Below are 24,406 nucleotides of genomic sequence, written 5' to 3'. Positions count from 1 at the left end.
CGTCAGTTGCCCGCCGCCGCCCAGTCGCGCAGCCGCGCCACATAACGCGCCATGGTATCGATCTCGAGATTGATCTTATCGCCGGTCTTCACCCCGCCCCAGGTGGTCTGCGTCTGGGTATGAGGGATGAAGTTGATCCCGAAATCGGTGCCGTCGACCTCATTCACCGTCAGCGAAGTGCCGTTCAGCGCGACCGAGCCTTTCGGCGCGATGAAACCGGCCAGCTCCCGCGGAGCACGGAAGGTCACGCGCAGGCTGTCGCCTTCGGGGCGCACAGCGATCACTTCGGCCAGACCATCCACATGGCCCGAGACGATATGGCCGCCCAGCTCGTCACCGACCTTCAGCGCACGCTCAAGGTTCAGACGTTTGCCCGGCTGCCAGGTCTCAGCGCTGATATTGGTCTTGCTGACCGTCTCGGCCGAAATCTCAACGTCATACCAGTTGCGCCCGCCCTCGGTGCCGCGCGCGATCACCGTCAGGCACACACCGTCCGAGGCGATCGAGGCCCCGAGATCAATGGTCTCAGGATCATAAGCGGTGGCAATCCGCGCCCGCAGATCGCCGCGCTGCTCAGATGACACGACCTCACCGATATCCGTGATAATCCCCGTGAACATGCTCCGCCTCCGCCTTGGGAAATGATGCCTTTCCCTAAACGATCCGCCGCGCTGAGGGAAGCAGCGCTGCCTTCACCCTGCCTTGATCGTGCCACAGGGCTGTGTTCTGTCAAAAAACGGGGGCGCAACCGCTTTGATTTCTCCGCGTTTCCCGATGCCTGTGCTTTGCTTTTCCTGTGAGCCGCCATTTCGCGGTTTTTGAAGTGGTCTTTAACATGACGGATTTGCCCCGCCCTCCGCTGGCGCCCCGCAGCTTCCTGCTGCTTCAGGGCCCGCACGGCCCCTTCTTTGCAAAACTCGGCGCGCAGTTAAGGGCCGCGGGCTGCGCGGTCTGGCGGGTGGGGTTCAACCGGGGCGATCAGGTCTTCTGGCCGGAAAAATCCAGCTATATCGCCTGGACCGGAACCCCGGAGGACTGGCCCGCAGAATTCTCACGGCTGATCAAAGACCGGCAGATCACCGATCTGGTGCTTTACGGCGACACCCGCCCCATCCACGCCCGCGCCATTGAGATCGCCCGCGCCGCAGGTCTGCGCATCCATATCTTTGAGGAAGGCTATCTGCGTCCCTATTGGGTGACCTATGAACGCGGCGGCTCAAACGGCAATTCCCGGCTGATGGATCTGACGCTCGAAGAGATGCGCCGCGCCCTGACCCGGGGCGAGGATGAGGTGCCCGAAGTGCCCGCCGTCTGGGGCGATCTGCGCCAGCATATCTTTTACGGTGCAGCCTATCATTTCTTTGTCATGGCGCTGAACGGGCGCTACCGGAACTTCCGCCCCCACCGCTCGATCACCGTGCTTCAGGAATTTCGCCTCTACCTCAAGCGGCTGCTTTTGATGCCGCTGCACCGCTTGCGGCGGTGGCAGGCCGAGCAGGCGATTGCCAGGGGCGGCTTTCCCTATCACCTGGTGCTGCTGCAGCTGGAACATGATTCCAGCTTTCAGATGCATTCGCCCTTCACCTCGATGCCCGAGTTCATCACTCTGGTCCTTGAGGGCTTCGCCCAGGGGGCACCGCTGCACCATCATCTCGTCTTCAAAGCCCATCCCCTGGAAGACGGCCGCGCCGGAATTGAGGCCGCCATCACCCGAGAGTCTGCGCGCCTCGGGTTGTCAGAGCGGGTGCACTATGTAGGTGGCGGCAAACTGGCGCGGCTTCTGAACCACGCGCGCACGGCAGTGACGGTCAATTCCACCGCTGCGCAGCAGGCGCTCTGGCGCGGGATGCCGCTCAAGGCCTTTGGCCGTGCGGTCTATCAGCAGCCGGAATTCCTGAGCGATCAGCCTCTGCCCGAGTTTTTTCGCGCCCCCCGTCGCCCGGATTTGAAAGCCTATCGCGACTACCGGCGCTTCCTTCTCGAGACGAGCCAGCTGGTGGGCGGCTATTACTCGTCCCGCGGACGCCGCGCGCTGCTGCGGCAGGTGGTGGATCTGATGCTGGCGCCGGAAGACCCCTATTCTGCGCTGCTCAGCGGCTGCGCGGCACCGCGGCAACAGTTGCGGCTGATCATCTGACCATCAGAGGGGGTGCGACATTGTGTACTGGAACGGTGCAGCATGTTCGGCTAGCGTGAGTGCCAAAATATAAAACAGGTCCGACGAGGAGACCGAGCAGTGAGATCAGAAGTCAGATCCGGGGCCAGTCGTCTGGTCCTGAGCCTTTGCGTGATCGCCCTCGCAGGCTGCGGCCTGCCCAGGTCGGGACCCAGCAAGCGCGAAATTTTCGCCGGCAGCGTCATGCAGCAGGGCGATGCCTTTGTCGTCTCCGTCAATGACCGTGTGACCCGCGCCACCGCCGTGGTCCCCGATCTGAGCTTCCCGCAAAGTTTTGCCGCCGCGGGCCGCGTGACGGCAGATCGCATCAACCCCGGCGATGTGGTCAACCTCAATATCTTTGAGAACGTCAAAGATGAGCCCCTGCTCTCCGTGGCCGGAGAGCGGCTCTCGGTGCTGACCGATGTTCAGGTGGACGATCAGGGCTATATCTTCGTCCCCTATGCCGGGCGCCTGAAAGCCGCAGGCCGCACGCCGGACCAGCTGCGCGCCGCCATCACCAAAGAGCTTGAAAGCCAGACCCCGGATCCGCAGGTCATGGTCTCACGCCTGGCCGGTGACGGCTCGACCGTATCGGTCTCTGGCGGCGTGACCGCGCAGGGAGTCTATGCGATTGAGCGACCGACCCGCTCGCTTCTGGGCATGCTCTCACGCGCAGGCGGTGTCTCGATTCAGCCGGCCGTGGCCCAGGTCCGCGTGACCCGCGGGGGCACCACCCGCAAGGTCTGGCTGCAGGATATCTATGAAAACCCGAAGGCGGATATCGCCCTGCGCCCGGGCGATAAGATCGTCGTCGAAGAAGACCGCCGCGCCTTTGTGGCCCTGGGGGCGACCGGCACCCAGACCCGCGTTCCTTTTGACACCCGCACCCTCTCGGCTATTGAGGCGATTGCCCAGGTCGGGGGGCTGAACACCTATCTGGCCGATCCGACGGGCGTTTTCGTCTTCCGTAATGAGCCTGCGAGCATCGCCAACAAGGTGCTTGGCCGCAGTGATCTGCAGGGTGACCAGCGGATGGTCTATGTGCTGGATCTGACGCAGCCCATGGGGATGTTCCACGCCCGCGATTTCGTGGTGCGGGACGGAGACACCGTCTATGTGACCGAAGCACCTTACGTGCAGTGGCAAAAAACCCTGAGCGCGCTGACCGGCGCAAGCTCTGCGGCGGACAGCCTGCGCTCCGCCTCAGGCGGTTGAGCGCAGCGACATGGGATCAGAACCGACCCCCTGCGGGCCGGTTTTTTATGACCTGGCCGGGCAGACGCTCCCCCTGCCCGACGGCCGTCAGCCCTCTCCCCCGGCACGCGCCTGACGCAGGGCCTGGCGCAGCGGCCGGTTGTCATTCAGCTGCAAAGCGCGCTCCGCCATGCGCAGGGCCAGTTTGCGATGCCCTCTTGCCATGGCTTTGGCGAACAACTCCCGCTGATAGCGCGGAAAGCTGCGCCGCGCGCGCAGAGCCCTGTAGAACTCCTGCGGCTTAAGGCTGCCATCAAGCGCGGCGAGGATGATCTCAGACAGGACCCCCATCTGCGAGAGCGATGAGCCGAGCCGATGCCCCAGAAGCGGCGCCGGAAGCCGCATCACATTACCACCCCTGAACCGCGCCACATGTGCGGCATCGAGCGGCTCATAGGGATCATAAAGCACCACCAGCTTCGACGCTGCGGAACTCACCTCTGCCGCATCGCCGAAAGGCCCGGAAAAATCACGCCCCCAGGCGGTTTTATACCGGCTTTCCCAGGGCACGAGGCTGCGATCCAGGGTGGATTGCGGCGAGATTGCCACCACTGCTGCCCCCGGCGCCGCCCCCGAAAAAGCCGCCGCCGCATAGCCGCCCATCGAGGCCCCGTAAAAGACAACCCGTTCGAAACGCGCAAAAAAACCTTCGTCACGCAGCCGCTCAAACATCGCGCTGACAGCGCGATCGCGATACCAGGTCCAGCCTGCGGCCATCACGCCCAGCATCGACCAGCCCTGCTTTTCGATAAAGTCAAATCCCCATGGACGACGGTCTTCCCGCTTGTTCATCGCAATATCGAGATTGTCGAAGGTGACGACCAGCACCTTCTCAGAGCGGGGGATGAAGAGGAAACTGTGCTCGCCAAGATCCTCAAAAAAACCGGTATCGCCCGCCAGTTCCCGGGCCAGACCTGCCCAGCCGGGCTGCACCTCACTTTTCGCAGTGCGCGTGCAAACCCGTGTCAGTCCGGCGGCCTCGCCCAGCGCCTCTGTGGGTCCGAGCGCTTTAAGCCAGTGCCAGGCACCGCGGCCTTTGCGGATATCACTCAGCAAAAGCGTGTCCGCATGGCTCAGCGCCCCGATCACCACGGGTGACAGCGGCTGCTTCCACCGCGCCCCGAAACCATCGAGGTTGAGGATCAGATCAACGGGGCGAATATCTTCCGGCCCCGAAATCAGATGCAGCTTTCCGGCTGGCACCCCCCGGGACAGAAGGCTGTCACTCGTGGCCCCCGCAGAGCCGCCCCCCGCGAAAGGCCCTGAGGGATCCGCATCGAAAAGACTGATGTCGCAGCCGGTCTTTTGCCAGAGTGCCAGAAGATCCCCGACCGCAGCCCCCGTCAGATCCGCAACAGAGGTGAGCGACAGTTCCTCAGCCTCTGCGACCGCAAGCGCGGGGGGCATCGCCGGGGGCGCCTCAGCAGGCAGGAGTTTCCCGGCAGCCACAAACCCCGGCAGCGGGGCTGCGCGCGGATCAATGCCATGCGCCTTCAAAAGACGCCCGATGACGCTGCCCGGACGCGGCACACCCTCGGGCTCTGTGGAGAGAATGCGGGCCCGCATCCGCCGCCCATAGAAATGAACGGAGTAAGTCTCTGCGGTGACATAATCCTCAATCCGCACCCCCGGCTTCAACATCTGCCGCCGGTCGCGGTAGTGAAAGGGATAAAGCGCCACCCGTGGCAGGGCGTATTTCACCTCACCCGTCGCCTTCAGAAAATGGGTCAGCGCCGCCGGGCCCCAGACGCCCCAGGGCTGATCCGCCGCATGAACGGGCGCGCCCGCGTCGCGCAGCATTCGCAGACGGTCCTGCTCGGCGGCGCTGAACCAGGGCGGAATGGCATATTCATCAGAGGTAAAGTCCAGGAGCGCACGCAGAGTCTCACTGTCGGGGGGCAGACCCAGAACGCCGCCGTTCAAACCGTGATCACTCTCCCAGGCGTAGAAATGCCCGTTCGGCGTGGTGAAGGGGCGCAGACAATAGGCATCGGTATCCGCCCAGATCATATCGGGCTGCTTTGCCAGCATGTGATAGCGAAAGAGATCGGAATGCAGCGCCGGAGAGCCCGTGCGGCCATGGCGCAGAAACCCGGTCAGCGGCAGGATCTCAGCGGCGTCACGCAACTCGACGCCGGCGGGCGGATTGGTGACGCCCTCATAGGTGTAGAGCACGATAGGCTGCCCGGCATCGACAAAGCTTTTCAGGCAGAGCTGCTCAAGATAGCTCAGACTGCCGCCGATCCACAGCGCGCCGATCCTGTAGTCCCTGCCCATAGCCCGAAGCCCCCTGCCTGCCGCACTCTCCGGATAACATGATAATCCGGTCGGAATTTGTCTTCAGGTTTTGATTTTCGCACTGGTTCCTTAACATTCCGGGTGCAACTCTGTGGCGGACATCAGCCCGGATGCTGCGAAATGCCTCAAAATCCTGACCCTGCCCTCTTCCTGCGCCGCAGTCTCCGGGCGCAGATCTGCCCCTCAGGCGCCGTTCTGCTTGACGCGATCGCGGATGGAGCTGAGCCGGGGCGCGTGCGGCTGATCTTCGCGCGGGGCAGCTCAAAGGAAGCGGTGCTCTCGGCCCTGCCACGGACGGGAAAGCTGCGTGAACTGCGCGAGATTTCCGGCAGCTGGCTCGCCGATCTGGAAGGGGCGCCTGCGCCGGGGCTTCCCGATGACCGCGCATTTCTGGCCGGTTGCAATGTGGCGCTGGCGCTGCGCGTGGCTGAAACGCCGGCCATGCTGCGCGACTGGCTGAGCTATCACGCAACCCATCACGGACTGACCGGCGCGCTGATCGTCAATCGTGCCCCCCCTGGCCCTGAGACCGGGGATTTCGCCCGGGCGCTGCAGGCCCTTATGGCCGGAAGCCCGCTGCGTATCCTGGTGGTGGAGCCTGATTTTCCGACCGGAAAGCCGGGCCTCGGGCCGGAAAGCCATCCCTTCCTCGCCCCGGATGCACCGGGCAAAGACCGAATGACGCCGCCAGAGCCGGACCCCTTCCGGGCGCCTTTGGGCGAGATGGCACTGCATGAGGCGCTGAAGTGGCGCTTCCTGCGCTCGGCGCGGGCGGTCGCGCTGCTCGACCCCTGCGACTGGCTGCCCCCCCGGGCAGAGGGCGAGGCGGATCTTTTCAGCCGCACGGCGGCGGCCCCCGAGGGGGTGATCCTGCTGATCGGGCAGCGCATCTATCCCTGGCGCATCCGTCCCGGTGCAGAGCCTGTCTTTGCAGATCACATCTGTCGTCAGTTCGACGCCCGCCACGCCGTGGCGCGCTGGGCCGTGGCGCCTGAACGCGCGGGACTGGAGAAGACCTGGCGGGTCCGGCGCGTCTCCTATGCCCGCCCCGATCGCAGCCTGGTCGCGCCTTTCCTGCGCGCAATGGCCCTGCGCATTCCCGACCGCAGCGCGGGGGAGCTGGCCCCCAAAACCTCTCTGATCGAAGATCCGGCCCTGCTGGCCATGGCGGGGGATCTCTTCGGGCATAAACCCGTGCGTCCGCCGGTCTCAGTCGCCCCCGCCCTCACCCCGCCCGCCGAGCCGAGAACCGCCATCGTCACCACGATGAAGAATGAAGCGCCCTTCATTCTGGAGTGGCTGGCCTGGCACCGTGCCATAGGGGTCACCGATTTTCTGATCTATACAAATGATTGCACCGACGGCACCGATACCCTGCTGGAAATGCTGCAACGCAAGGGGCTGGTGCAGCATCGCGTGAACCCCTGGGTTCCTGGGGGAGAGTTAAAGCCCCAGCACGCGGCACTACAGGCCGCAGAGACTGAGCCTGTGATCCGGCAGTCTGACTGGGCGATCTGCATGGATGTCGATGAATTCATCAATATCAAACTGGGGGATGGCCGCCTGCCGACACTCTTCGCCGCCATGGAAGAGGCCGCACCCGGTGCCAATATGATCTCATTGACCTGGCGGCTTTTTGGCAATGGCGATGTGGCCGGGTTCGAGGATCGCTTCATGATCAGCCAGTTCACGCGCTGCGCGCCGGAACTGATCCGCAAGCCGCATCAGGCCTGGGGGTTTAAGACCCTTTTTCGCACGATCGACATCTTCAAAAAACTCGGCGTTCACCGCCCCAAGGGGCTGCGCCCGGATCTGTGGGAAAGCATCATCTGGCTGACCGGATCCGGCAAACGGATGCCGAAAGAGATCTACCGCAACGGCTGGCGCTCAACCAATGAGACCTGGGGCTATGACTGGGTGCAACTGAACCACTACGCCGTCCGTTCTGCGGAGAGCTTTCTTGTGAAACGCGACCGTGGCCGGGTGAACCACGTCGACCGCGATCAGGGGCTGCACTACTGGTTTCGGATGAACCACAATGTCGTTGAAGACTGCAGCCTCCGGAACCGCCTGCCCCTGCTGCAGGCCGAATGGGAGCGGCTGATGGCCGATCCTGAAATTCGCGCCGCCCATGAGGCCGCCGTCGCCGCCCATCGCGCCAAAATCGCTGAGCTGCGCGCCACCGAAAAATTTGAAGCCTTTTATCAGGAGTTGACCGGAGAGCGTCTGAGGCGGTTGTCCCGACTGACCCCGCATTTTGGCGGCGCGGTTTTTACCGCCGGCCCCGGCGTGGTGCCCGATCACATTGCCTTTGCAGAGAGCCTGCCGAAGGGCTTTCACTTCACCATTGACGATGAAAAGGCCGCCGAAACCGCGGAAGATCAAATAACCCCGCCACTCAACGCCTGATTTTTAAGCAACATCCGCCTGCAGGGCCTGCCTGTCGGTGGTTTGCTGCGTTCTGACGAGCGAACCGACGAAATGTTGTGTTTTTCGTCATTTTGTTAACCCCTGTCCCGGAGTTTCCCTTCCCCCCGGCCCCCCCTTCGGGTAAGCCCCTCCCTGCCCCGACGATCGTGCGGCGGGGCTTATGTCTTTAAGGAGGCCATGATGGGCTACAAAGTCGTTGTCGTGGGCGCTACGGGGAACGTGGGCAAAGAAATGCTCTCGATCCTTGCTGAGCGTGAATTCCCGGTTGATGAGATCGCGGCACTGGCGTCGCGTAAATCGCTCGGGACCGAAGTATCTTTCGGCGACCGAACTTTGAAGACTAAGGACCTCGACACTTTCGATTTCACCGGCTGGGACATTGCGCTCTTTGCAATCGGCTCGGATGCAACGAAAGTTTACGCGCCCAAAGCGGCTGCAGCGGGCTGCGTCGTCATCGATAACTCGTCGCTCTACCGCTATGACCCGGACGTCCCGCTGGTCGTGCCGGAAGTGAACGCAGAAGCGGTTGACGGCTACGCGAAGAAAAACATCATCGCCAACCCGAACTGCTCGACCGCGCAGATGGTTGTGGCTCTCAAGCCGCTGCACGACCGCGCGAAGATCAAACGCGTTGTCGTCTCGACCTATCAGTCGGTGTCGGGCACCGGCAAAGAGGCGATGGATGAGCTTTGGAATCAGACCAAAGGTCTCTTCGTCATCGGCCAGGACGTTGCCCCCAGCGTCTATCCCAAGCAGATCGCTTTCAACGTGATCCCGCATATCGACGTCTTCCTCGACTCGGGCGACACCAAAGAAGAATGGAAGATGGTCGCTGAGACCAAGAAGATCCTTGATCCCTCGATCAAAGTCTCGGCCACCTGCGTTCGCGTTCCGGTCTTTGTCGGCCACTCGGAATCGATCAACATTGAGACCGAAGACTTCCTCGACTGGGAAGAAGCGACTGAGATTCTGCGCGAAGCCCCCGGCGTTCTGGTGATCGATAAGCGCGAAGCCGGCGGCTATATGACCCCGGTCGAAGCGGCGGGCGAAGATGCGACCTATGTCTCGCGGATCCGTCAGGACAACACCATCGAGAACGGTCTGAACTTCTGGTGCGTCTCGGACAACCTGCGCAAAGGCGCGGCGCTGAACGCCGTTCAGATCGCCGAAGTTCTTGGCAAGCGTTGCCTGAAAAAGGACTGATCGCAGCCAAAGCCGTTAATGAGCCGCGCCCTTCCCACCCGGAGGGCGCGGTTTTTTCATGGGAAATTCACTTTACCCCCGCAATCTGAGAAGGCACAACATGGCCATCTGCGCCGGAGTTCTGCCATGCCCTCTCTTGTCTTTGACCTCGACGGAACGCTGATCGACAGCGCCCCGGATATCGCCCTCGCGCTCAACAAAGTGCTTGAGGAAGAGGGCTTCGCCCCGCTGACGCTGGCGCAGGTCATCGGCTTTATCGGCAATGGCATTCCCGCGCTGATCGGCAAGGCCCGCGCGCATTACGCCATCAGTGAGGCGCGCCAGCAGCCGATGCTTGCGGCCATGCTGCGCTATTACGATCACGGACAGACCCGGCTTTATCCCGGGGTGCATGAGGCGCTGAATGCGCTGAAGGCAGAAGGGTATCGTCTTGGCCTTTGCACCAATAAAAATATCGGCCCCACCCATGACGTTCTGAAGGCCTGCGGCCTTGCCGAATTTTTCGAGGTTGTGATCGGCGGCGACAGCCTGTCGGTGAAAAAGCCCGATCCCGCCCCGCTGCTCAGCGCTTTTGACGCGCTGGGCGGACACCCGCTTCTTTATATCGGCGACAGTGAGGTGGATGAGGAAACTGCGCGACGCGCCGGATTTCCCTTTGCCTTTTTTACCGGCGGCTATTGCCATCTGCCCGAGGAGCGTCTCACCTTTGCGGTGAAGTTTGACGCCTTCGACGCCCTGCCGGGCGCGGTGCGCAGGCTTGCAAGGGCGAAGACCGGGGAGACACCTGCATGAACCATGATGAGCTGCGTCATTGGTCAAAGATTGCTGCCGACTGGGCGCATGACTATCATCTGGACCTGCGTGACCGCCCCGTGCGGGCGCGCACGCCGCGCAACGCGATCCGCGATGCGCTTCCCCCCAAAGCTCCTGAACTGCCGGAGAGCATGGAAGAGATCTGGGCCGATTTTAACCGGCTGATCCCCCAGGGTATGACCCATTGGCAGCACCCGCGGTTCTTTGCCTATTTCCCCGCCAATGCCGCCCCCGTCTCGATGCTGGCAGAGCAGCTGGTCAATGCCATGGCCTGCCAGGGCATGATCTGGCAGACCTCTCCGGCGGCCACAGAGGTGGAACAGGCCATGATGGTCTGGCTGCGCGAGGCACTTGGCCTGCCCGATCGCTTTACGGGAACGATCCACGACAGCGCCACCACCGCCACCCTCTCTGCCGTGCTCACCATGCGCGAGCGCGCGCTGAACTGGCACGGGCTTCAGGCCGGGCTTTCGGGCATGCCGGTGCTGCGCCTTTATACCAGTGGCGAGACCCATTCGAGCGTTGATAAGGCGGCCCGCGTGGCCGGGATCGGCCAGCAGAACCTGGTGAAAATTCCGACCGACGACAGCCTGTCGATGCGGCCCGATCTGCTTGAGGCCGCGATTGCAGCCGACCGCGCAGCCGGCATGATGCCCGCAGGGGTGATCCTTTGCGTCGGTGGCACCTCGGTGGGGGCCTTTGATCACGTGGCCGAACTCATCGCCGTCGCCAAAGAGGCCGGTCTTCCCGTGCATGTCGATGCCGCCTGGGCCGGATCTGCCATGATCTGCCCGGAGTTCCGCCTGCTCTGGGAGGGGATCGAAGGGGCGGATTCGGTAGTGTTTAACCCCCATAAATGGCTCGGCGCGCAATTTGACTGCGCGGTGCAGTTCATCGCAAACCCGCATGAGCAGATCAAAACCCTGGGCCTGCGCCCCAGCTACCTTGAGACCCCTGATCAGGATGAGGTCGTCAATTTCAACGAATGGACCGTTCCCTTAGGGCGCCGGTTCCGGGCGTTGAAACTTTGGTTTTTGCTGCGCGCTCATGGGCTTGAGGATCTGCGCAACCGCATCCGCAACCACGTGAACTGGAGCCGACAGCTCTGTGCCCTGCTCTCCGAACTGCCCGATCTTGAGATTGTGACGGCCCCGGCGCTGTCGCTTTTCACCTTCGCGCACCGCGACGGCGAGGCGGCGACGCTTGACCTGTTGTCGCGGATCAATGACGACGGACGGGTTTATCTGACACAGACCCGCCACCAGGACCGTCTGGTGATCCGCGTGCAGGTCGGGCAGTTTGACTGCACCGAAGAGGATGTGATGATGGTGCATACCGTGCTCTCGGAGCTTCTGGAATGAAGGCGCTGCGGCTGATGCTGAGCGGGGGGCTGCTGGCCCTTCTGCTCTTGCCTCTCGCTGCCCTGGCCGATCTGCCTGCGGCAGAAGACTTTTACGTCAATGATTTCGCCGATGTCCTCACCCTTGAGGAGGAGGCTGAGCTGCGCGGTCGGCTGACGGATCTGCGCGAGGAGACCCGCATCCACGGGGTCGTCGCCACGCTGCGCAGCCCGATCGATTATGACGGCCCGACCGGCCTTGCGGCCTTTGCCACGGCCCTTTTTAACGACTGGGGCATCGGCGACCGGATCCGCAATGACGGATTTCTCATCCTTGTGGCCACCGACACCCGTGAGATCCGCATTGAGCTGGGCGCGGGTTATGAGCCGGTCTGGGACAACCGCGCACAGCGGGTCATTGATGCGCTGATGGTGCCTTTGCTGCGCGATGAGCGCTACGCGGAGGGGCTGGAGGCCGGGGTGAGCGGCGTTGCTGATTACATCGCCCGTCCCCTCTCACAGGGGGTCAGCTTCACCGCGACCGAAGGGATGCCCGATGCGCCTGAGGAGAACGAGAATGATCTGGTCACCTTTCTCACCTTCATGGCGCTGATCGGAGGCATGGTCCTTTACTCCAACCGGGCAGAACTCGGCGACGCTCTGGCCCGCCACCGTCCCTGCCCGCAGTGCCGCGCCAGAACCATCCGCACCAAAGCGGGCCGGCGCCCGGGCGAGGAGGTCCTTTCCATGCGCCGCTTCTGCAGCAGTTGCGGCTGGGAGACCTGGCGCGCCCTGCCGGACGCGGGCTCGGGGGACCAAAGCTCAGACCGCGGCTCCTCTTCTGGTGGCGGCGGCGGCTTCGGGGGCGGCTCCTCCTCCGGTGGCGGGGCTTCCGGGCGCTATTGAAAGCTGAGAAGGCGAAAAGACAAAGGCGCTCTAAAAAGAGAGCGCCTTTGTCGTAGCGATGGTTACTTGCCCCGGAACAGCGTGCCGAGAATACCGCGCACCAGGGCCTGGCCGCTTTTGGTGCCAAGCTGGCGGGCAAAGCTTTTGGCGAAGGTCTGGGTGACGGAATCTGACCGCGACGCGCCGCTGCTGCGCTTTGGCGCCGGAGCATCGGCCTTCGGCGTTCTGTAGCGCGGTGTCGGATCATAGCGGCGCGCGCGGTTGTAGCCGCCGCCCTCCGCCGGGGCGACTTCGGCGGCGGCTCCGGCGGCTTCATCCGCTGCCCGGGCCGCACGGCGGGCCAGCATTTCAAAGGCCGAATCGCGATCGAGCAGCTTTTCGTATTTCGCCGCCAACGGTGAGGCCGCGATCACCGCCGCCCGCTCGGCCAGTGTCAGCGGGCCGTTGAAGGAGGACGGCGGGCGAATGAGCGTCCGCTCGGCCACCCCCGGCACGCCTTTCGCTTCCAGAAAGGACGTCACCGCTTCACCCGTACCGACCTCGCGGATCGCATCTTCGATGCTGAAACGCGGATTGGCGCGGTAGTTCTGCGCCGCCTGACGCAACTCGCGCTGGTCTTTGGCGGTAAAGGCGCGCAGCGCGTGCTGCACCCGGTTGCCCAGCTGACCGAGCACCACCTCCGGCACATCCGCCGGATTCTGCGTCACGAAATAGACCCCGACCCCCTTGGAGCGGATCAGTCGCGCAACCTGCTCAATCCGGTCGATCAGCGCTTTCGGGGCACCGTCAAACAGGAGATGCGCCTCATCAAAGAAGAAGACGAGCCTTGGTTTATCCGGGTTTCCGACCTCGGGAAGCTCTTCGAACAACTCAGAAAGGATCCACAGCAGCACCATGGAATAAAGCCGCGGTGTGTTCATCAGCCGGTCCGCAGCGAGGATATTGATGACGCCGCGCCCGTCATCGGACTGCCGCATCAGATCCGCCAGCTCGAGTGCCGGCTCGCCGAACATCGCAGCCCCGCCCTGGTTTTCCAGCACCAGCAGACGGCGCTGAATCGCCCCGATGGACGCCGGAGCGACATAGCCCCAGGCGGGATTAATCGACTTCGCATTCTCGGCAAGGAAGGCAAGAACGGCGGTCAGATCCTTGAAATCCAGAAGCGGCAGGCCCTGCTCATCCGCGAGGCGGAAGGCGATATTGAGAACACCCTCCTGCGGCTCGGTCAGCTCCAGCATCCGCGCGATCAGCACCGGCCCCATCTCGGCCACCGTGGCCCGCAGCGGGTGACCCTGCTCGCCCCAGATGTCCCAGAAGGCCACCGGGAAAGCCTTATACTCAAGATCAAGACCGATGGTCTGAGAGCGTTTGACGAAAGCCTCGTGAAGCTTGCCCTCTGCCACGCCGGGCTTTGCAAGCCCCGACAGATCGCCCTTCACATCGGCCAGAACCACCGGAACACCCGCGGCAGAAAAACCCTCTGCCAGGATCTGAAGGGTCACCGTTTTCCCGGTGCCCGTCGCCCCCGCAATCAGCCCGTGACGGTTGGCATAGCCCAGCAAAAGCGCCTGAGGCTCTGCATAATCCACGCCGCCGCCGCCGGCAAAAATTCGATCTGTCATCCGACCTCCGTGTCCCGCCCCGGCGCTGCCAGGTATCCGGGGATTTCACCGCCCCGCAGCATACTCTCTTAATTCTTCTGCGCCACTATGGCTTTCGGGGTCCGCCGCTCTGCCGGGGCGGGCCCCCGTCCCTGTCAGACTGGCCGCGCCCTCTCCGGCGCGGCCTTTTTTCTGTTCAGATGGTCGCAGAGCGGGCAGGTCAGCCTTCGGTTGCAGGAAAATTGTAAATCTTTATTGACGGATTGTCGCAGCCCGCCTAGCCTGAGGGCATATAAGTCGGCCAGTCCGACAGGGAGCAATAAGATCATGGAAAAGGGCCTTAAGGCCCTTTTCCGCATTTCAGACAGAGCCTTATCACTATCCAACTTCCGCCGGGTGCGGATCACAAATGCGGGGGATGCGGCGGGAATACGCCTTCCCCCCCGGATAGGGGACTGACTTACTCAGGCCCCCGTGATAACCCCGGTACAGATCCAAATGTTTGCGGGATTGACATGAAATCGACCGAAACGTTCTTCGCCCTGGCCCTCTCGATGGCCCTGGCATCGCCTCTCGCAGCGCAGACCGCGCCTGAAACCCCGGCTGCCCCTGAGGCGCCTGCGGCTCAGGCTCCGACTGAAGCGCCTGCTGAGGGCAATTCGCAGGCTGCTCCGGCAGCGCCTGCCGGCATGTCCATGGGCGAAGAAACCGCCCAGACCGGCACCACCTATATCAAAGAGACGTTCGGCGACTGGCAGTTGAACTGCATCCGCTCGGAAACCGGTGTTGATCCCTGCCAGGCCTATCAGCTGCTGAAGGACGCAGAGGGCAATTCGGTGGCAGAGATCAATCTCTTCAACCTGCCCCCGGGTGGTCAGGCTGTGGCCGGTGCCTCGATTGTAACGCCGCTTGAGACGCTGCTGACCGCTCAGGTCACCGTACGGATCGACAGCGCGCAGCCCAAGCGTTACCCCTTCACGCTCTGCGCGCCGATCGGCTGCGTGGCCCGCGTGGGCTTTACCGCCGCTGAGGTCGACAGCTTCCGCAAAGGCAACAAAGGCACCGTGACCATCGTGCCGGCCATGCTGCCCGATGAGCAGGTTGATATCACCCTCTCGCTGAAAGGCTTTACGGCCGCCTGGGATGCGATGCTGAAAGCCAATGACGCTGCGGATAAAGCGGCGCAGGAAGCAGCCAAGGCCCAGGCCCCGGCAGCGTCGCAGAACTGAGGCCGGACCTCAGGAGATCAGAAGGGCGGTGGCTGAAAGGCCGCCGCCCTTTTCATATCGCCTTGAGGGCGATCACCGCATTCAACCCGCCAAAAGCAAAGGCATTGGACAGGGTTGCACGAAGCTGCACCGGGCGCGCCTGCCCGGCGACCACATCCGTCAGGCATTCGGGATCGGCGAGGCTGCGACCGATGGTCGGTGCAAGGATCCCGTCGCGCAGCGCCATCAGACAGGCCAGAAGCTCAATCGCGCCCGTTGCCCCCATGACATGACCATGCATGGATTTGGTCGAAGAGACCGGCGGGGGCGCATCCCCGAAGACCTCGCGGATGGCCTGGGATTCGCTGCGGTCATTGGCGGCTGTCCCGGTTCCATGGGCGTTGATGTAGCCGATGTCTGAGGGCTGAAGTCCGGCATCCCGAAGCGCCGCCCGCATGGCATGGGCCGCGCCCTCGGGCGAGGGCAGGACGATGTCGGCGGCATCGGCGGTCATGCCAAACCCCGCCACCTCGGCCAGAATATCCGCCCCCCGGTCTCTTGCGCGTTCGTATTCCTCGAAAACAAATACCGCAGCCCCTTCCCCCATGACCATGCCGTCCCGATCGGCACTGAAAGGGCGACAGCCGGTGGGCGACATGACGCGCAACCCCTCCCAGGCCTTCAGGCCGCCGAAGCTGATCATCGCCTCGGCTCCGCCGCAGAGCATGACATCCGCAGCCCCGCTCCGGATCAGCTGAAACGCCAGCCCCATCGCGTGGTTTGAGCCCGCGCAGGCGCTGGCGAGCGAAAACACCGGGCCTTTCAACCCATGAGCCATGGAGAGATGACTGGCCGCCGCGCTGTTCATCAGACGCGGAACGGTGAAGGGATGCACCCTTGCCCGCCCCTCCTGATAGACTTCACGATAAGCGGCATCCGAGGTCGTCAGCCCGCCGCCCGCAGATCCGAGGATCGCGCCGGCACGATGGGCCAGCGCCTCATCGACGCAGAGCCCCGCGCCCGCCATGGCCTCTGCCCCGGCGATCAGGGCGAATTGCGTAAAGCGGTCATAAAGGGGAAGCCTGTTCCCGGGGAACAGCGCCTCCGGCTGCCAGTCGCGCACCTGAGCCCCGATGCGGATCTGCAGGCGCTCGGGATCGGGCAGATCAAGCGGTCCGATCCCGCAGCGCCCCTCCCGAAAGGCGGCCAAAGTGCCTGGCACATCACGGGCGAGGGTATTGACCGTCCCTGCCCCGGTGATGACCACCCGCCTCACGGCGCGGCAGCGGCCAGCTGCGCCTCAACCCCGGCGATCAGACTGGCGAGCGAGGAAAAGTCCAGCCCCTCAGCCTCAGGCGTATTGGCATTGAAGGGCAGCGAAACACCAAAGCTCTCCTCCAGCGCAAAGAGGATCTCAACCAGCGCCATGCTGTCGAGACCCAGGCTTTCGGGCGTGTCGTTCAGGCGCAGATCCGCCACGGGCCGCCCGCACTGGGCCGCCACAATGGCCAGAATGCGCGCCTGTGCCGTCATGCGCTCTCCGATCCGTCGCCGGTCTTCCCGGCGCTGAGGGACTTCTGAAACGCCTCCATCTTTGCCATGAAGCGCGGCAGACGGCGGACGGCTTTGTTGATCTCGATCTGGGTGTCCATCTTCACCGCCGGGCTGCCAAGGATCACCCTTCCTGCCGGAACATTGGTAAAGATTTTGCTCGCGCCCCCGGCGATCACGTCAGAGCCTACGGAAATATTGTCGGAGACGCCGCATTGGCCGCCCAGAACGGTGCGATCGCCGATCACCGAAGACCCCGCGATCCCGACCTGTCCGCACAGCAGGCAATCGCGCCCGACCTGCACGTTATGGCCGACATGCACCATATTATCGAGCTTGCTGCCCGAACCGATGCGCGTCGCCCTGACCGTGCCGCGATCGACGCAGGCATTGGCGCCGATCTCAACATCGTCGCCGATCTCAACCCCGCCGAGCGAGGCAATGCGCGACCAGGTCTGCTCCCGGAAGTCCTTGCGCTCACCAAGCGTGTCGCGGATCTGCTCGACCCCGGATTTCTCAGGGGTGACATAGGAAAATCCGTCAGCGCCGATCACCACGCCGGGATGCGCGATGAAGCGCTCGCCAATGGTCACGCGGTGACAGATCCGCACGCCCTGCAGCAGCAACGCATCCGCCCCGATCTGCGCATATTCCGCGATCGAGACATGGCTCGCGATCTGTGCGCCCTTCCCGATTTTCACCCCCGCGCCAATGGTGACGAAGGGGCCGATGGCCGCGCCCTCACCAATCTCGGCGGTGGGATCAATCACGCTCATCGGGTGGATACCCGGCGCGATCTCAGGGCCCGGATCAAAGACACGCGCGATCCCCGCCATGGCAAGACGCGGGCGGGAAATATAGATGGCGGCCTCGAGACCAAGGGTGCGATGATCCGCCCCGTCCCAGATCACCGCAGCGCGGGCCTGCCCCTTCTCAAGCCCGCCGGCATATTTCGGGTCCATTGCCAGCGCGAGATCCTCAGGCCCTGCGGTATGAGGCTCTGCCGCACGGATCACGCGCAGCTCAGTCTTGCCCTCAGCGCGCGCGCCAATCGAGGCGGCGATCTCAGCAATGGTCAGGGATTTCGGGGTCATCTTACGCTCCTTGGCCGGGGCGTGCCGCGCCCCGCCTCACTCGTAGGCTATGTAAGGCGCTGCGGGCCATCCGAAAAGACCTGATGGCCCGCAGCGACAGAGATCATGCGATGGGGAGACGGCTTTCCACCATGCCGACCAGCCAGGAGGAGCCGAAAGGAATCGCAGTATCGTCAAAGTTATAGGCGGGGTGGTGAACCCCTGCGGTGTCGCCATTGCCCATGAAGATATAGGCACCCGGGACCTCTTCGAGGAGATAGGCGAAATCTTCGCCGCCCATGGTCGGCAGGATCGGATGGACCGGAACGCCCGAGACCTGTTCGGCCACTTTGATGGCATAGCCGGTCTCGGCTTCGTGGTTCACCACGCCGGGGTAGCCTTCGATCCACTCCACCTCTGCCACAGCGCCATTGGCAAGCGCGGTGCCTTCGGCGATGGCCTTCACGCGCTCACCGGCCAGCTGGCGGCTTTCTTTGTAAAGCGTGCGGACCGTGCCGCGCAGCTCAACCTGCTGCGGGATCACGTTATAGGCCTCAGAGCTGGTCTGGAACGAGGTCACCGAGACCACAATCGACTTCAGCGGATCATTGACCCGCGAAGCAATGGTCTGCAGCGCCAGCACGATCTGCGAGCCGATCACGGTCGGGTCGATGGTGTCATGGGGCTTAGCCGCATGGCCGCCACGTCCCTTGACCACGATGCGGAAGGTATTGGTCGCCGCCATCAGCGGTCCTGATTTGACCGCGAACTGCCCCGTCGGAATGCCCGGCCAGTTGTGCAGACCATAAGCCTCTGAAACCTTGCCCCAGCGGGTGAGCACGCCCTCATCGATCATCGCCTTGGCCCCCGCACCGCCCTCTTCGGCAGGCTGGAACATCAGCACGGCAGTACCGTCGAAGTTCCGGGTCTCGGAGAGATATTTCGCCGCGCCGAGCAGCATGGCAGTGTGACCATCATGGCCGCAGGCATGCATAACGCCTGGGGTCTTCGACTGATAAGCAAGGCCGGTGTCTTCGAGGATCGGCAGCGCGTCCATATCGGCGCGCAGCAGCACCACCCGACCCGAGGTATTGGTGCGGCCCTTAATCACGGCCACGATACCGGTTTTCCCGACACCGGGGGTGATCTCATCAATCTCCATCTCGCGCAGGCGCGCTTCGACAAAGGCAGAGGTCTTATAAAGCTCGTATTGAAGCTCGGGATTTTCATGCAGATGCTGACGCCAGGCGGCGATTTCGGGCTGCAGTTCTGCAAGGCGGTTTTTCACCGGCATATTGGTCTTCCCTGTTGGTCCTGTGAATTACTGTGCGGGCATCCGACGCTCAGCCAGCAGCGCAAACCAGCTGCAGCCCAGCGGCATGATCTCATCATCAAAGCGGTAAGCCGGGTGGTGGCACATCGGCGTGTCGCCATTCCCGAGGAACATATAGGCCCCCGGCCGCGCCTCGAGCATATAGGCGAAATCCTCAGCCGGCATGACGGGGGGCGTGTCGCGATCCACATCTGCCGTGATCTCGGCAGCGATATCTGCGGCAAAGGCGGTCTGCGCGGGGTGATTGACGGTGACCGGATAACCGCGCTCATAAATCAGTTCCGCCGTGGCGCCGAAAGCCTCAGCCGTCGAGGTGACGATGCGGCGCAGGCTCTCTTCGGCCACATCGCGCATCTTTTCATCGAGGCAGCGGACCGTGCCGGTCATCTTCACCGTATGGGGGATGACGTTGCGGGCCTGACTGTCGGTTTCGATCGTGCAGATGGACAGCACCACGCTCTTGAGCGGATCGACATTCCGCGAGACCACGCTTTGCGCCGAGACGATGATCTGCGCCGCCACCAGAGAGGTGTCGATCGCCTGATGGGGGGCCGCTGCATGGCCGCCCTTGCCGGTCACCCGAATCTCAAGGCTGTCCGCCGAGGCAAGCAGCGCGCCGCTGCGGATCGCAAAAGTGCCCGCCTTAATGCCCGGCATATTATGCATGCCGTAGACTTCCTGAATGTTCCAGCGCTCCATGACGCCGTCATCCACCATGGCTTTTCCGCCTGCGCCGCCCTCTTCTGCGGGCTGGAACAGCAGCACAACGGTGCCGTCAAAATTGCGGGTTTCGGCCAGATATTTCGCAGCCCCCAAAAGCATCGCCGTGTGCCCGTCATGGCCGCAGGCATGGCTGACGCCGGGAATGGTCGAGGCATAATCAAGCCCGCTGGCCTCCGGGATCGGCAGCGCATCCATATCGGCCCGCAGGCCGATCACCTTACCCGAAGCCGTTGATTTACCGCGGATAACGCCGACAACCCCCGTGCGGCCAATGCCCGGCACCACCTCATCACAGCCAAATTCTTTCAGCCGCTCTGCCACCAGACCCGCCGTGCGATGCACCTCATACATCAGCTCAGGATGGCGATGGAAATCATGCCGCCAGGCGGTGATCTCGGGCAGGAGTTCGGCAAAACGGTTTTTGATCGGCATGGCGCAGGCCCCTTCTGACAGACCGGGCCGGCCGGTGCTGTTTGATCTCAGCGCCAGCCTGCCCGCTGCAGCAAACCACTGCAAGAGGGATCGGAAGCCTGAGGCGAGCAGTTGCCAGATCGCACAATTTAAAGAAGTATGAAGATCTGCTCACGCAGCGCACGCGAAGATGTGTAATCACGGGCCGAACATTAAGGGATAAGTCGTTTTCTGGTCATAGGGTGTAAACCGGTATGCCGCATCCTGCGCCCATACCGCAGGGGAGACCGCGAATGAAGCGCATGAACCGTCTGAGTGAACTCCTGGCAGAGGGCGAGGAATATCATGAGACCTTTCTGTGCTTCCCGATCTCCGCACCAAAGACCATGGCGGTTATTTTCGCGCTTTTTGCTTTCGCGCTGGCGCTGATGGAGCCGCTGTGACCAAACGCAAAGCCCGCGACCTTTCCGTCACGGGCTGCGCATTATTCAATGAAATCAACGATCACTCGCCGAGACTCGCTCAGCCATCCAGACGGAAGGCCAGTGCCTTAAGATAGCCGCCCTCTGCGAGCTGCGGCAGGACCGGGTGATCGGGACCGGCAAACCCGGTGTAAAGCACCTGGCTGCGGCGACCACCGCGACCGATGCCACGCGCTGAGGCATTGCGGAACGCGCTCAGATCCGCTGCATGCGAGCAGGAGCAGAGCACCAGAATGCCACCCGGCGCGACCAGCGGGGCTGCCAGACGGGCGACCCGCTCATAGGCGCGCAGGCCCGCTTCCAGCGCCGGTTTGGCCGGAGCGAAGGCCGGCGGATCGCAGATCACAACGCCGAACTGCTCCCCCTCGGCTGCGAGTGCCTCGAGGGTTGCGAAAGCATCGCCCTGGCGGGTGGCATAGCGATCAGATGCGCCCATCGCCTCTGCCCCTTTGCGGGCCAGTTCCAGCGCAGCCGCAGAGCCATCGACCGAGAGCGCCGAAGTCGCGCCGCCGGCAAGGGCTGCCAGACCAAAGCCGCCGACATGAGAGAAGACGTCCAGAACCTTCTGGCCCCGCGCCAGCGAGGCGGCGAAGGCATGGTTCGGGCGCTGGTCATAAAAGAGGCCGGTCTTCTGACCACCGATCAGGTCAGCCATATAGACTGCGCCATTCATCTTGACCGGAACCGGGCCGGTCACTTCACCGCGAAGGATCAGCGTCTCTTCGGCCAGACCTTCAAGGCCCCGCGAGCGGCCCGAGCCGTTCTTCACAACGGCGCTGACGCCGGTCACAGCGACCAGAGCCGCGACCAGAGCTTCGAGATGGATCTCAGCCCAGGCGGCGTTCGGCTGAACCACGGCCACATCGCCGAAACGGTCAATGACCACGCCAGGCAGGCCATCGGCCTCGGCGTGAACCAGACGGTAAAAGGGATCGGCGTAAAGACGCTCACGCAGATCAAGGGCGCGTTTGAGGCGTAGCTCAAACCAGGCCTGATCGATCACGGCTTCCGGATCGCGGTCGATCATCCGCGCAATGATGCGCGAACGGGTATTCACGGTCACAAGGCCGAGCGTGCGGCGCTCAGCGTCTTCGAGGATCGCAAGCGCACCCGGCTCAAGGCCCTGGGTGCGGCGGTCAGTGACCAGTTCATCGCCATAGACCCAGGGGAAGCCGTGGCGGATCGCGCGGGCTTCGGCTTTGGGACGCAGGCGGACAATGGGGTAGGATGATACACTCATGGGCTCTTTTACGCGCCGCGCGCCTTGTGAGAAAGGGAAAATGTGAAGCCGCCGGCTTCAAAAAAGAAAAGCCCCGGGCAGATGCCGGGGCCGTCTTTTCAACTCGTCTGCGCGGATCAGACTGCGCTTTTGTGGCCCTTATGGGCATCCTGCGACGCCGCACCAAAAAGTGCACGCAGACGCTGAGCAAGGCTCGAGACGCCGGCTGCCAGGACGCGGGCACGATGTGCACGGGCCTCACGGATGACGGCAGTCAGTTCGGCATGGCTCAGAGGGACGACGGAAGAAATGGACTTGGTCATGACGGGCTCCGTTCGGAATGAATCAGTGTTTCTGTCTTGCCCGTTAAATGGGCTTTATGCTGCGATTGCACAATCATGCTGCAGCGCAGAGCCGCTATGCATCCTGCGCAAGCCCCCCGGCTCCCGGGCGCGGTCGCTTGTGTCCGGGCACCACCGAACCTACATTCAAAAGGCATGACTGCCCGTTCCGGAGCCCAGATGACCATCCATCCCCGCATCGCTGAAGTGACCCGCCGAATCGTCGCCCGATCGGCTGACACCCGCGGGCTTTATCTTGAACGGCTTGAGCGGGCGGCCGCCACCGGCCCTGCCCGTGCCCATCTGGACTGCTCGAATGCCGCCCATGCCACCGCGGGTGCCGGGCCGGATCAGGCGGCGATTGCTGCGGCCTCAGCCCCCAATCTGGGCATTGTGACGGCCTATAATGACATGCTCTCGGCGCATCGGCCCTATGAGGATTACCCCGCGCAGATCCGTGACTACGCGCGCCGCGCCGGGGCCACGGCCCAGGTGGCGGGCGGCGTTCCTGCGATGTGTGACGGGGTGACCCAAGGCCGCCCAGGCATGGAACTGAGCCTGATGTCACGCGATGTGATTGCGCTCTCTGCGGGCATTGCCATGAGCCATGACTGCTTTGACGCCGCTTTGTGGCTGGGGGTCTGCGACAAGATCGTGCCCGGTCTGGTGATCGCGGCGGCCAGCTTTGGCCATGTTCCGGCGGTTTTTGTTCCGGCCGGGCCGATGACATCCGGTTTGCCCAATGACGAAAAGGCGAAGATCCGCCAGAGCTTCGCAGCCGGTGAGATCAGTCGGGCTGAGCTGATGGCTGCCGAGATGGCGAGCTATCACGGGCCGGGCACCTGCACCTTCTACGGGACCGCCAATACCAATCAGATGCTCATGGAGCTGATGGGGCTGCATATGCCGGGTGCGGCCTTCGTGAACCCCGGCACGCCGCTGCGCGCCGCTTTGACAGAGGCCGCTGTCGCGCGGGCGGCGGCGATCACCGCAAGGGGAAGCGAGTTTACCCCCGCCGGGCATATCCTGAGCGAAAAAGCCTTGGTGAACGGCATTGTTGGTCTGATGGCCACCGGAGGCTCGACCAATCTGGTGCTGCATCTGCCGGCCATGGCCCGGGCCGCGGGCATTCATCTCGACATCGCTGATTTCGCCGATCTGTCTGAGGTGGTCCCCCTGCTTGCACGGGTCTATCCCAATGGGCTTGCGGATGTGAACCACTTCCATGCGGCAGGCGGCATTGCCTGGCTGGTGCGCCAACTTCTCGATGCGGGTCTTTTGCACGAAGATGTGCTGACAGTCGCGGGGCATGGCCTGTCGGCCTATGCCAGTGAGCCGGTCCTGCGCGAGGGGGCTTTGTCCTGGGAGGCGGTGACAGGCCCTTCGCTCAACGACCGGATTTTGCGCCCCGTGGCCGATCCCTTTCAGCCCAGCGGCGGTCTGGTGGCGCTGGAGGGCAATCTGGGCCGGGGCGTGATGAAGGTTTCCTCGATCCCGGAGGACCGCCATGTGATTGAGGCACCAGTGCGGGTCTTTGACACCCAGGAGGCCGTGAAAGAGGCCTTTCGCGACGGTGAATTTACCGAAGACGTCATCGTGGCCGTGCGCTTTCAGGGGCCGCGCGCCAATGGCATGCCGGAACTGCATGGCCTGACGCCGGTGCTGTCGGTGCTTCAGGCACGGGGGCTGCGGGTTGCGCTGCTGACCGATGGCCGGATGTCGGGTGCTTCGGGCAAGGTGCCTGCAGCGATCCATCTGAGCCCCGAGGCGGCAGATGGCGGACCGCTCGCGCGGTTGCGGGACGGCGATCGGGTGCGTCTTGATGCTGTGGCTGGCCGGCTGGAGGTTCTGGAGGCGGATTTCGCCGCGCGCGTGCCGGTGAAAGGTGATCTGGCGGGCAATGATTTCGGCACCGGGCGGGAGCTTTTTGCCGGACTCCGCCAAAGGGCCTCCGCGGCGGGCGATGGGGCCTCGGTGCTTTGGTGAGCAGAGCGCCGGAGGGCCGGGTTTAAAGATGAGTATTTAAGAAAAGCCAAAGAAAACGCCGCGAGAAGGTCCCGCGG

Annotated in this window: 20 protein-coding genes; 10 read left to right on the top strand and 10 right to left on the bottom strand. The window is 63.3% G+C overall.

Going from position 1 to position 24,406, the window contains the following annotated elements; translation table 11 throughout:
- Positions 1–2: 2 nt before the first annotated feature.
- On the bottom strand, positions 3–620 hold the full coding sequence (locus tag EP867_RS03260; protein WP_128486767.1) for a riboflavin synthase: 618 nt from the start codon (positions 618–620) through the stop codon (positions 3–5).
- A 215-nt stretch (positions 621–835) separates the two neighbouring features.
- Here EP867_RS03260 and EP867_RS03255 point away from each other — a divergent pair, with 215 nt between their 5' ends.
- A complete protein-coding gene (locus EP867_RS03255) occupies positions 836–2,137 on the top strand; it encodes a capsule biosynthesis protein (protein WP_128486766.1) in 1,302 nt (433 codons plus the stop codon).
- A 99-nt stretch (positions 2,138–2,236) separates the two neighbouring features.
- Entirely contained in the window at positions 2,237–3,373 is a 1,137-nt protein-coding gene (locus EP867_RS03250; RefSeq protein WP_241656800.1) for a polysaccharide biosynthesis/export family protein, read from the top strand.
- 87 nt (positions 3,374–3,460) lie between these two features.
- Here EP867_RS03250 and EP867_RS03245 read toward each other — a convergent pair whose 3' ends face one another.
- On the bottom strand, positions 3,461–5,689 hold the full coding sequence (locus tag EP867_RS03245) for a glycosyltransferase family 32 protein (protein WP_128486765.1): 2,229 nt from the start codon (positions 5,687–5,689) through the stop codon (positions 3,461–3,463).
- A 141-nt stretch (positions 5,690–5,830) separates the two neighbouring features.
- Here EP867_RS03245 and EP867_RS03240 point away from each other — a divergent pair, with 141 nt between their 5' ends.
- The 5 genes from EP867_RS03240 (at position 5,831) to EP867_RS03220 (ending at position 12,401) form a co-directional block, all read left to right on the top strand.
- Positions 5,831–8,119, top strand: a complete 2,289-nt coding sequence (locus EP867_RS03240; RefSeq protein WP_128486764.1) for a glycosyltransferase family 2 protein — start codon at positions 5,831–5,833, stop codon at positions 8,117–8,119.
- 201 nt (positions 8,120–8,320) lie between these two features.
- Positions 8,321–9,343, top strand: a complete 1,023-nt coding sequence (locus EP867_RS03235) for an aspartate-semialdehyde dehydrogenase (protein ID WP_128486763.1) — start codon at positions 8,321–8,323, stop codon at positions 9,341–9,343.
- A gap of 126 nt (positions 9,344–9,469) precedes the next feature.
- The gene (gph, locus tag EP867_RS03230) at positions 9,470–10,135 is read left to right on the top strand and encodes a phosphoglycolate phosphatase (RefSeq protein ID WP_164888747.1); all 666 of its coding nucleotides are present in this window, start codon (positions 9,470–9,472) and stop codon (positions 10,133–10,135) included.
- Positions 10,132–11,517, top strand: coding sequence for a pyridoxal phosphate-dependent decarboxylase family protein (locus EP867_RS03225; RefSeq protein ID WP_128486761.1), 1,386 nt, complete (start codon positions 10,132–10,134; stop codon positions 11,515–11,517). Before gph ends, EP867_RS03225 begins: the two co-directional genes overlap by 4 nt.
- A complete protein-coding gene (locus EP867_RS03220) occupies positions 11,514–12,401 on the top strand; it encodes a TPM domain-containing protein (protein WP_128486760.1) in 888 nt (295 codons plus the stop codon). The genes EP867_RS03225 and EP867_RS03220 overlap by 4 nt, the downstream gene beginning before the upstream one ends.
- 62 nt (positions 12,402–12,463) lie before the next feature.
- On the opposite strand, the gene EP867_RS03215 is transcribed toward EP867_RS03220, so the two are convergent.
- Positions 12,464–14,023, bottom strand: a complete 1,560-nt coding sequence (locus EP867_RS03215; RefSeq protein ID WP_128486759.1) for a helicase HerA-like domain-containing protein — start codon at positions 14,021–14,023, stop codon at positions 12,464–12,466.
- A 494-nt stretch (positions 14,024–14,517) separates the two neighbouring features.
- On the opposite strand from EP867_RS03215, the gene EP867_RS03210 reads away from it, so the two are divergent.
- Entirely contained in the window at positions 14,518–15,231 is a 714-nt protein-coding gene (locus EP867_RS03210; protein ID WP_128486758.1) for an invasion associated locus B family protein, read from the top strand.
- Positions 15,232–15,283: 52 nt separating this feature from the next.
- On the opposite strand, the gene EP867_RS03205 is transcribed toward EP867_RS03210, so the two are convergent.
- The 5 genes from EP867_RS03205 to EP867_RS03185 form a co-directional block, all read right to left on the bottom strand.
- Positions 15,284–16,486 (bottom strand): beta-ketoacyl-[acyl-carrier-protein] synthase family protein, encoded by a 1,203-nt coding sequence (locus EP867_RS03205; protein WP_128486757.1) that lies wholly within the window; start codon positions 16,484–16,486, stop codon positions 15,284–15,286.
- Positions 16,483–16,743, bottom strand: a complete 261-nt coding sequence (locus EP867_RS03200) for an acyl carrier protein (protein ID WP_128486756.1) — start codon at positions 16,741–16,743, stop codon at positions 16,483–16,485. The genes EP867_RS03205 and EP867_RS03200 overlap by 4 nt, the downstream gene beginning before the upstream one ends.
- Positions 16,740–17,855, bottom strand: a complete 1,116-nt coding sequence (locus EP867_RS03195; RefSeq protein WP_128486755.1) for a UDP-3-O-(3-hydroxymyristoyl)glucosamine N-acyltransferase — start codon at positions 17,853–17,855, stop codon at positions 16,740–16,742. The genes EP867_RS03200 and EP867_RS03195 overlap by 4 nt, the downstream gene beginning before the upstream one ends.
- A gap of 103 nt (positions 17,856–17,958) precedes the next feature.
- The gene (locus EP867_RS03190; protein ID WP_128486754.1) at positions 17,959–19,128 is read right to left on the bottom strand and encodes a M20 metallopeptidase family protein; all 1,170 of its coding nucleotides are present in this window, start codon (positions 19,126–19,128) and stop codon (positions 17,959–17,961) included.
- A 27-nt stretch (positions 19,129–19,155) separates the two neighbouring features.
- Positions 19,156–20,322: a M20 aminoacylase family protein gene (locus EP867_RS03185; RefSeq protein WP_128486753.1), complete on the bottom strand. Its 1,167-nt coding sequence runs from the start codon at positions 20,320–20,322 to the stop codon at positions 19,156–19,158.
- A gap of 272 nt (positions 20,323–20,594) precedes the next feature.
- On the opposite strand from EP867_RS03185, the gene EP867_RS19755 reads away from it, so the two are divergent.
- Entirely contained in the window at positions 20,595–20,744 is a 150-nt protein-coding gene (locus EP867_RS19755) for a hypothetical protein (protein ID WP_164888746.1), read from the top strand.
- A gap of 79 nt (positions 20,745–20,823) precedes the next feature.
- Here EP867_RS19755 and EP867_RS03180 read toward each other — a convergent pair whose 3' ends face one another.
- Together EP867_RS03180 and EP867_RS03175 are read right to left on the bottom strand one after the other, a co-directional pair.
- Complete coding sequence (locus tag EP867_RS03180) at positions 20,824–22,023, bottom strand: RSP_2647 family RNA methyltransferase (protein WP_128486752.1); 1,200 nt, start codon at positions 22,021–22,023, stop codon at positions 20,824–20,826.
- A 116-nt stretch (positions 22,024–22,139) separates the two neighbouring features.
- Positions 22,140–22,325, bottom strand: a complete 186-nt coding sequence (locus tag EP867_RS03175) for an RSP_7527 family protein (protein WP_128486751.1) — start codon at positions 22,323–22,325, stop codon at positions 22,140–22,142.
- A 198-nt stretch (positions 22,326–22,523) separates the two neighbouring features.
- Here EP867_RS03175 and edd point away from each other — a divergent pair, with 198 nt between their 5' ends.
- Positions 22,524–24,329 carry a phosphogluconate dehydratase gene (gene edd / locus EP867_RS03170; protein WP_128486750.1) on the top strand — a complete coding sequence of 602 codons (1,806 nt, stop codon included), beginning with the start codon at positions 22,524–22,526 and terminating at the stop codon, positions 24,327–24,329.
- Positions 24,330–24,406: the final 77 nt, after the last annotated feature.

The organism is Falsigemmobacter intermedius (genome assembly GCF_004054105.1).
In the GTDB taxonomy this organism is placed as follows: domain Bacteria; phylum Pseudomonadota; class Alphaproteobacteria; order Rhodobacterales; family Rhodobacteraceae; genus Wagnerdoeblera; species Wagnerdoeblera intermedia.
This window is presented reverse-complemented; position numbering and strand designations above follow the sequence as displayed.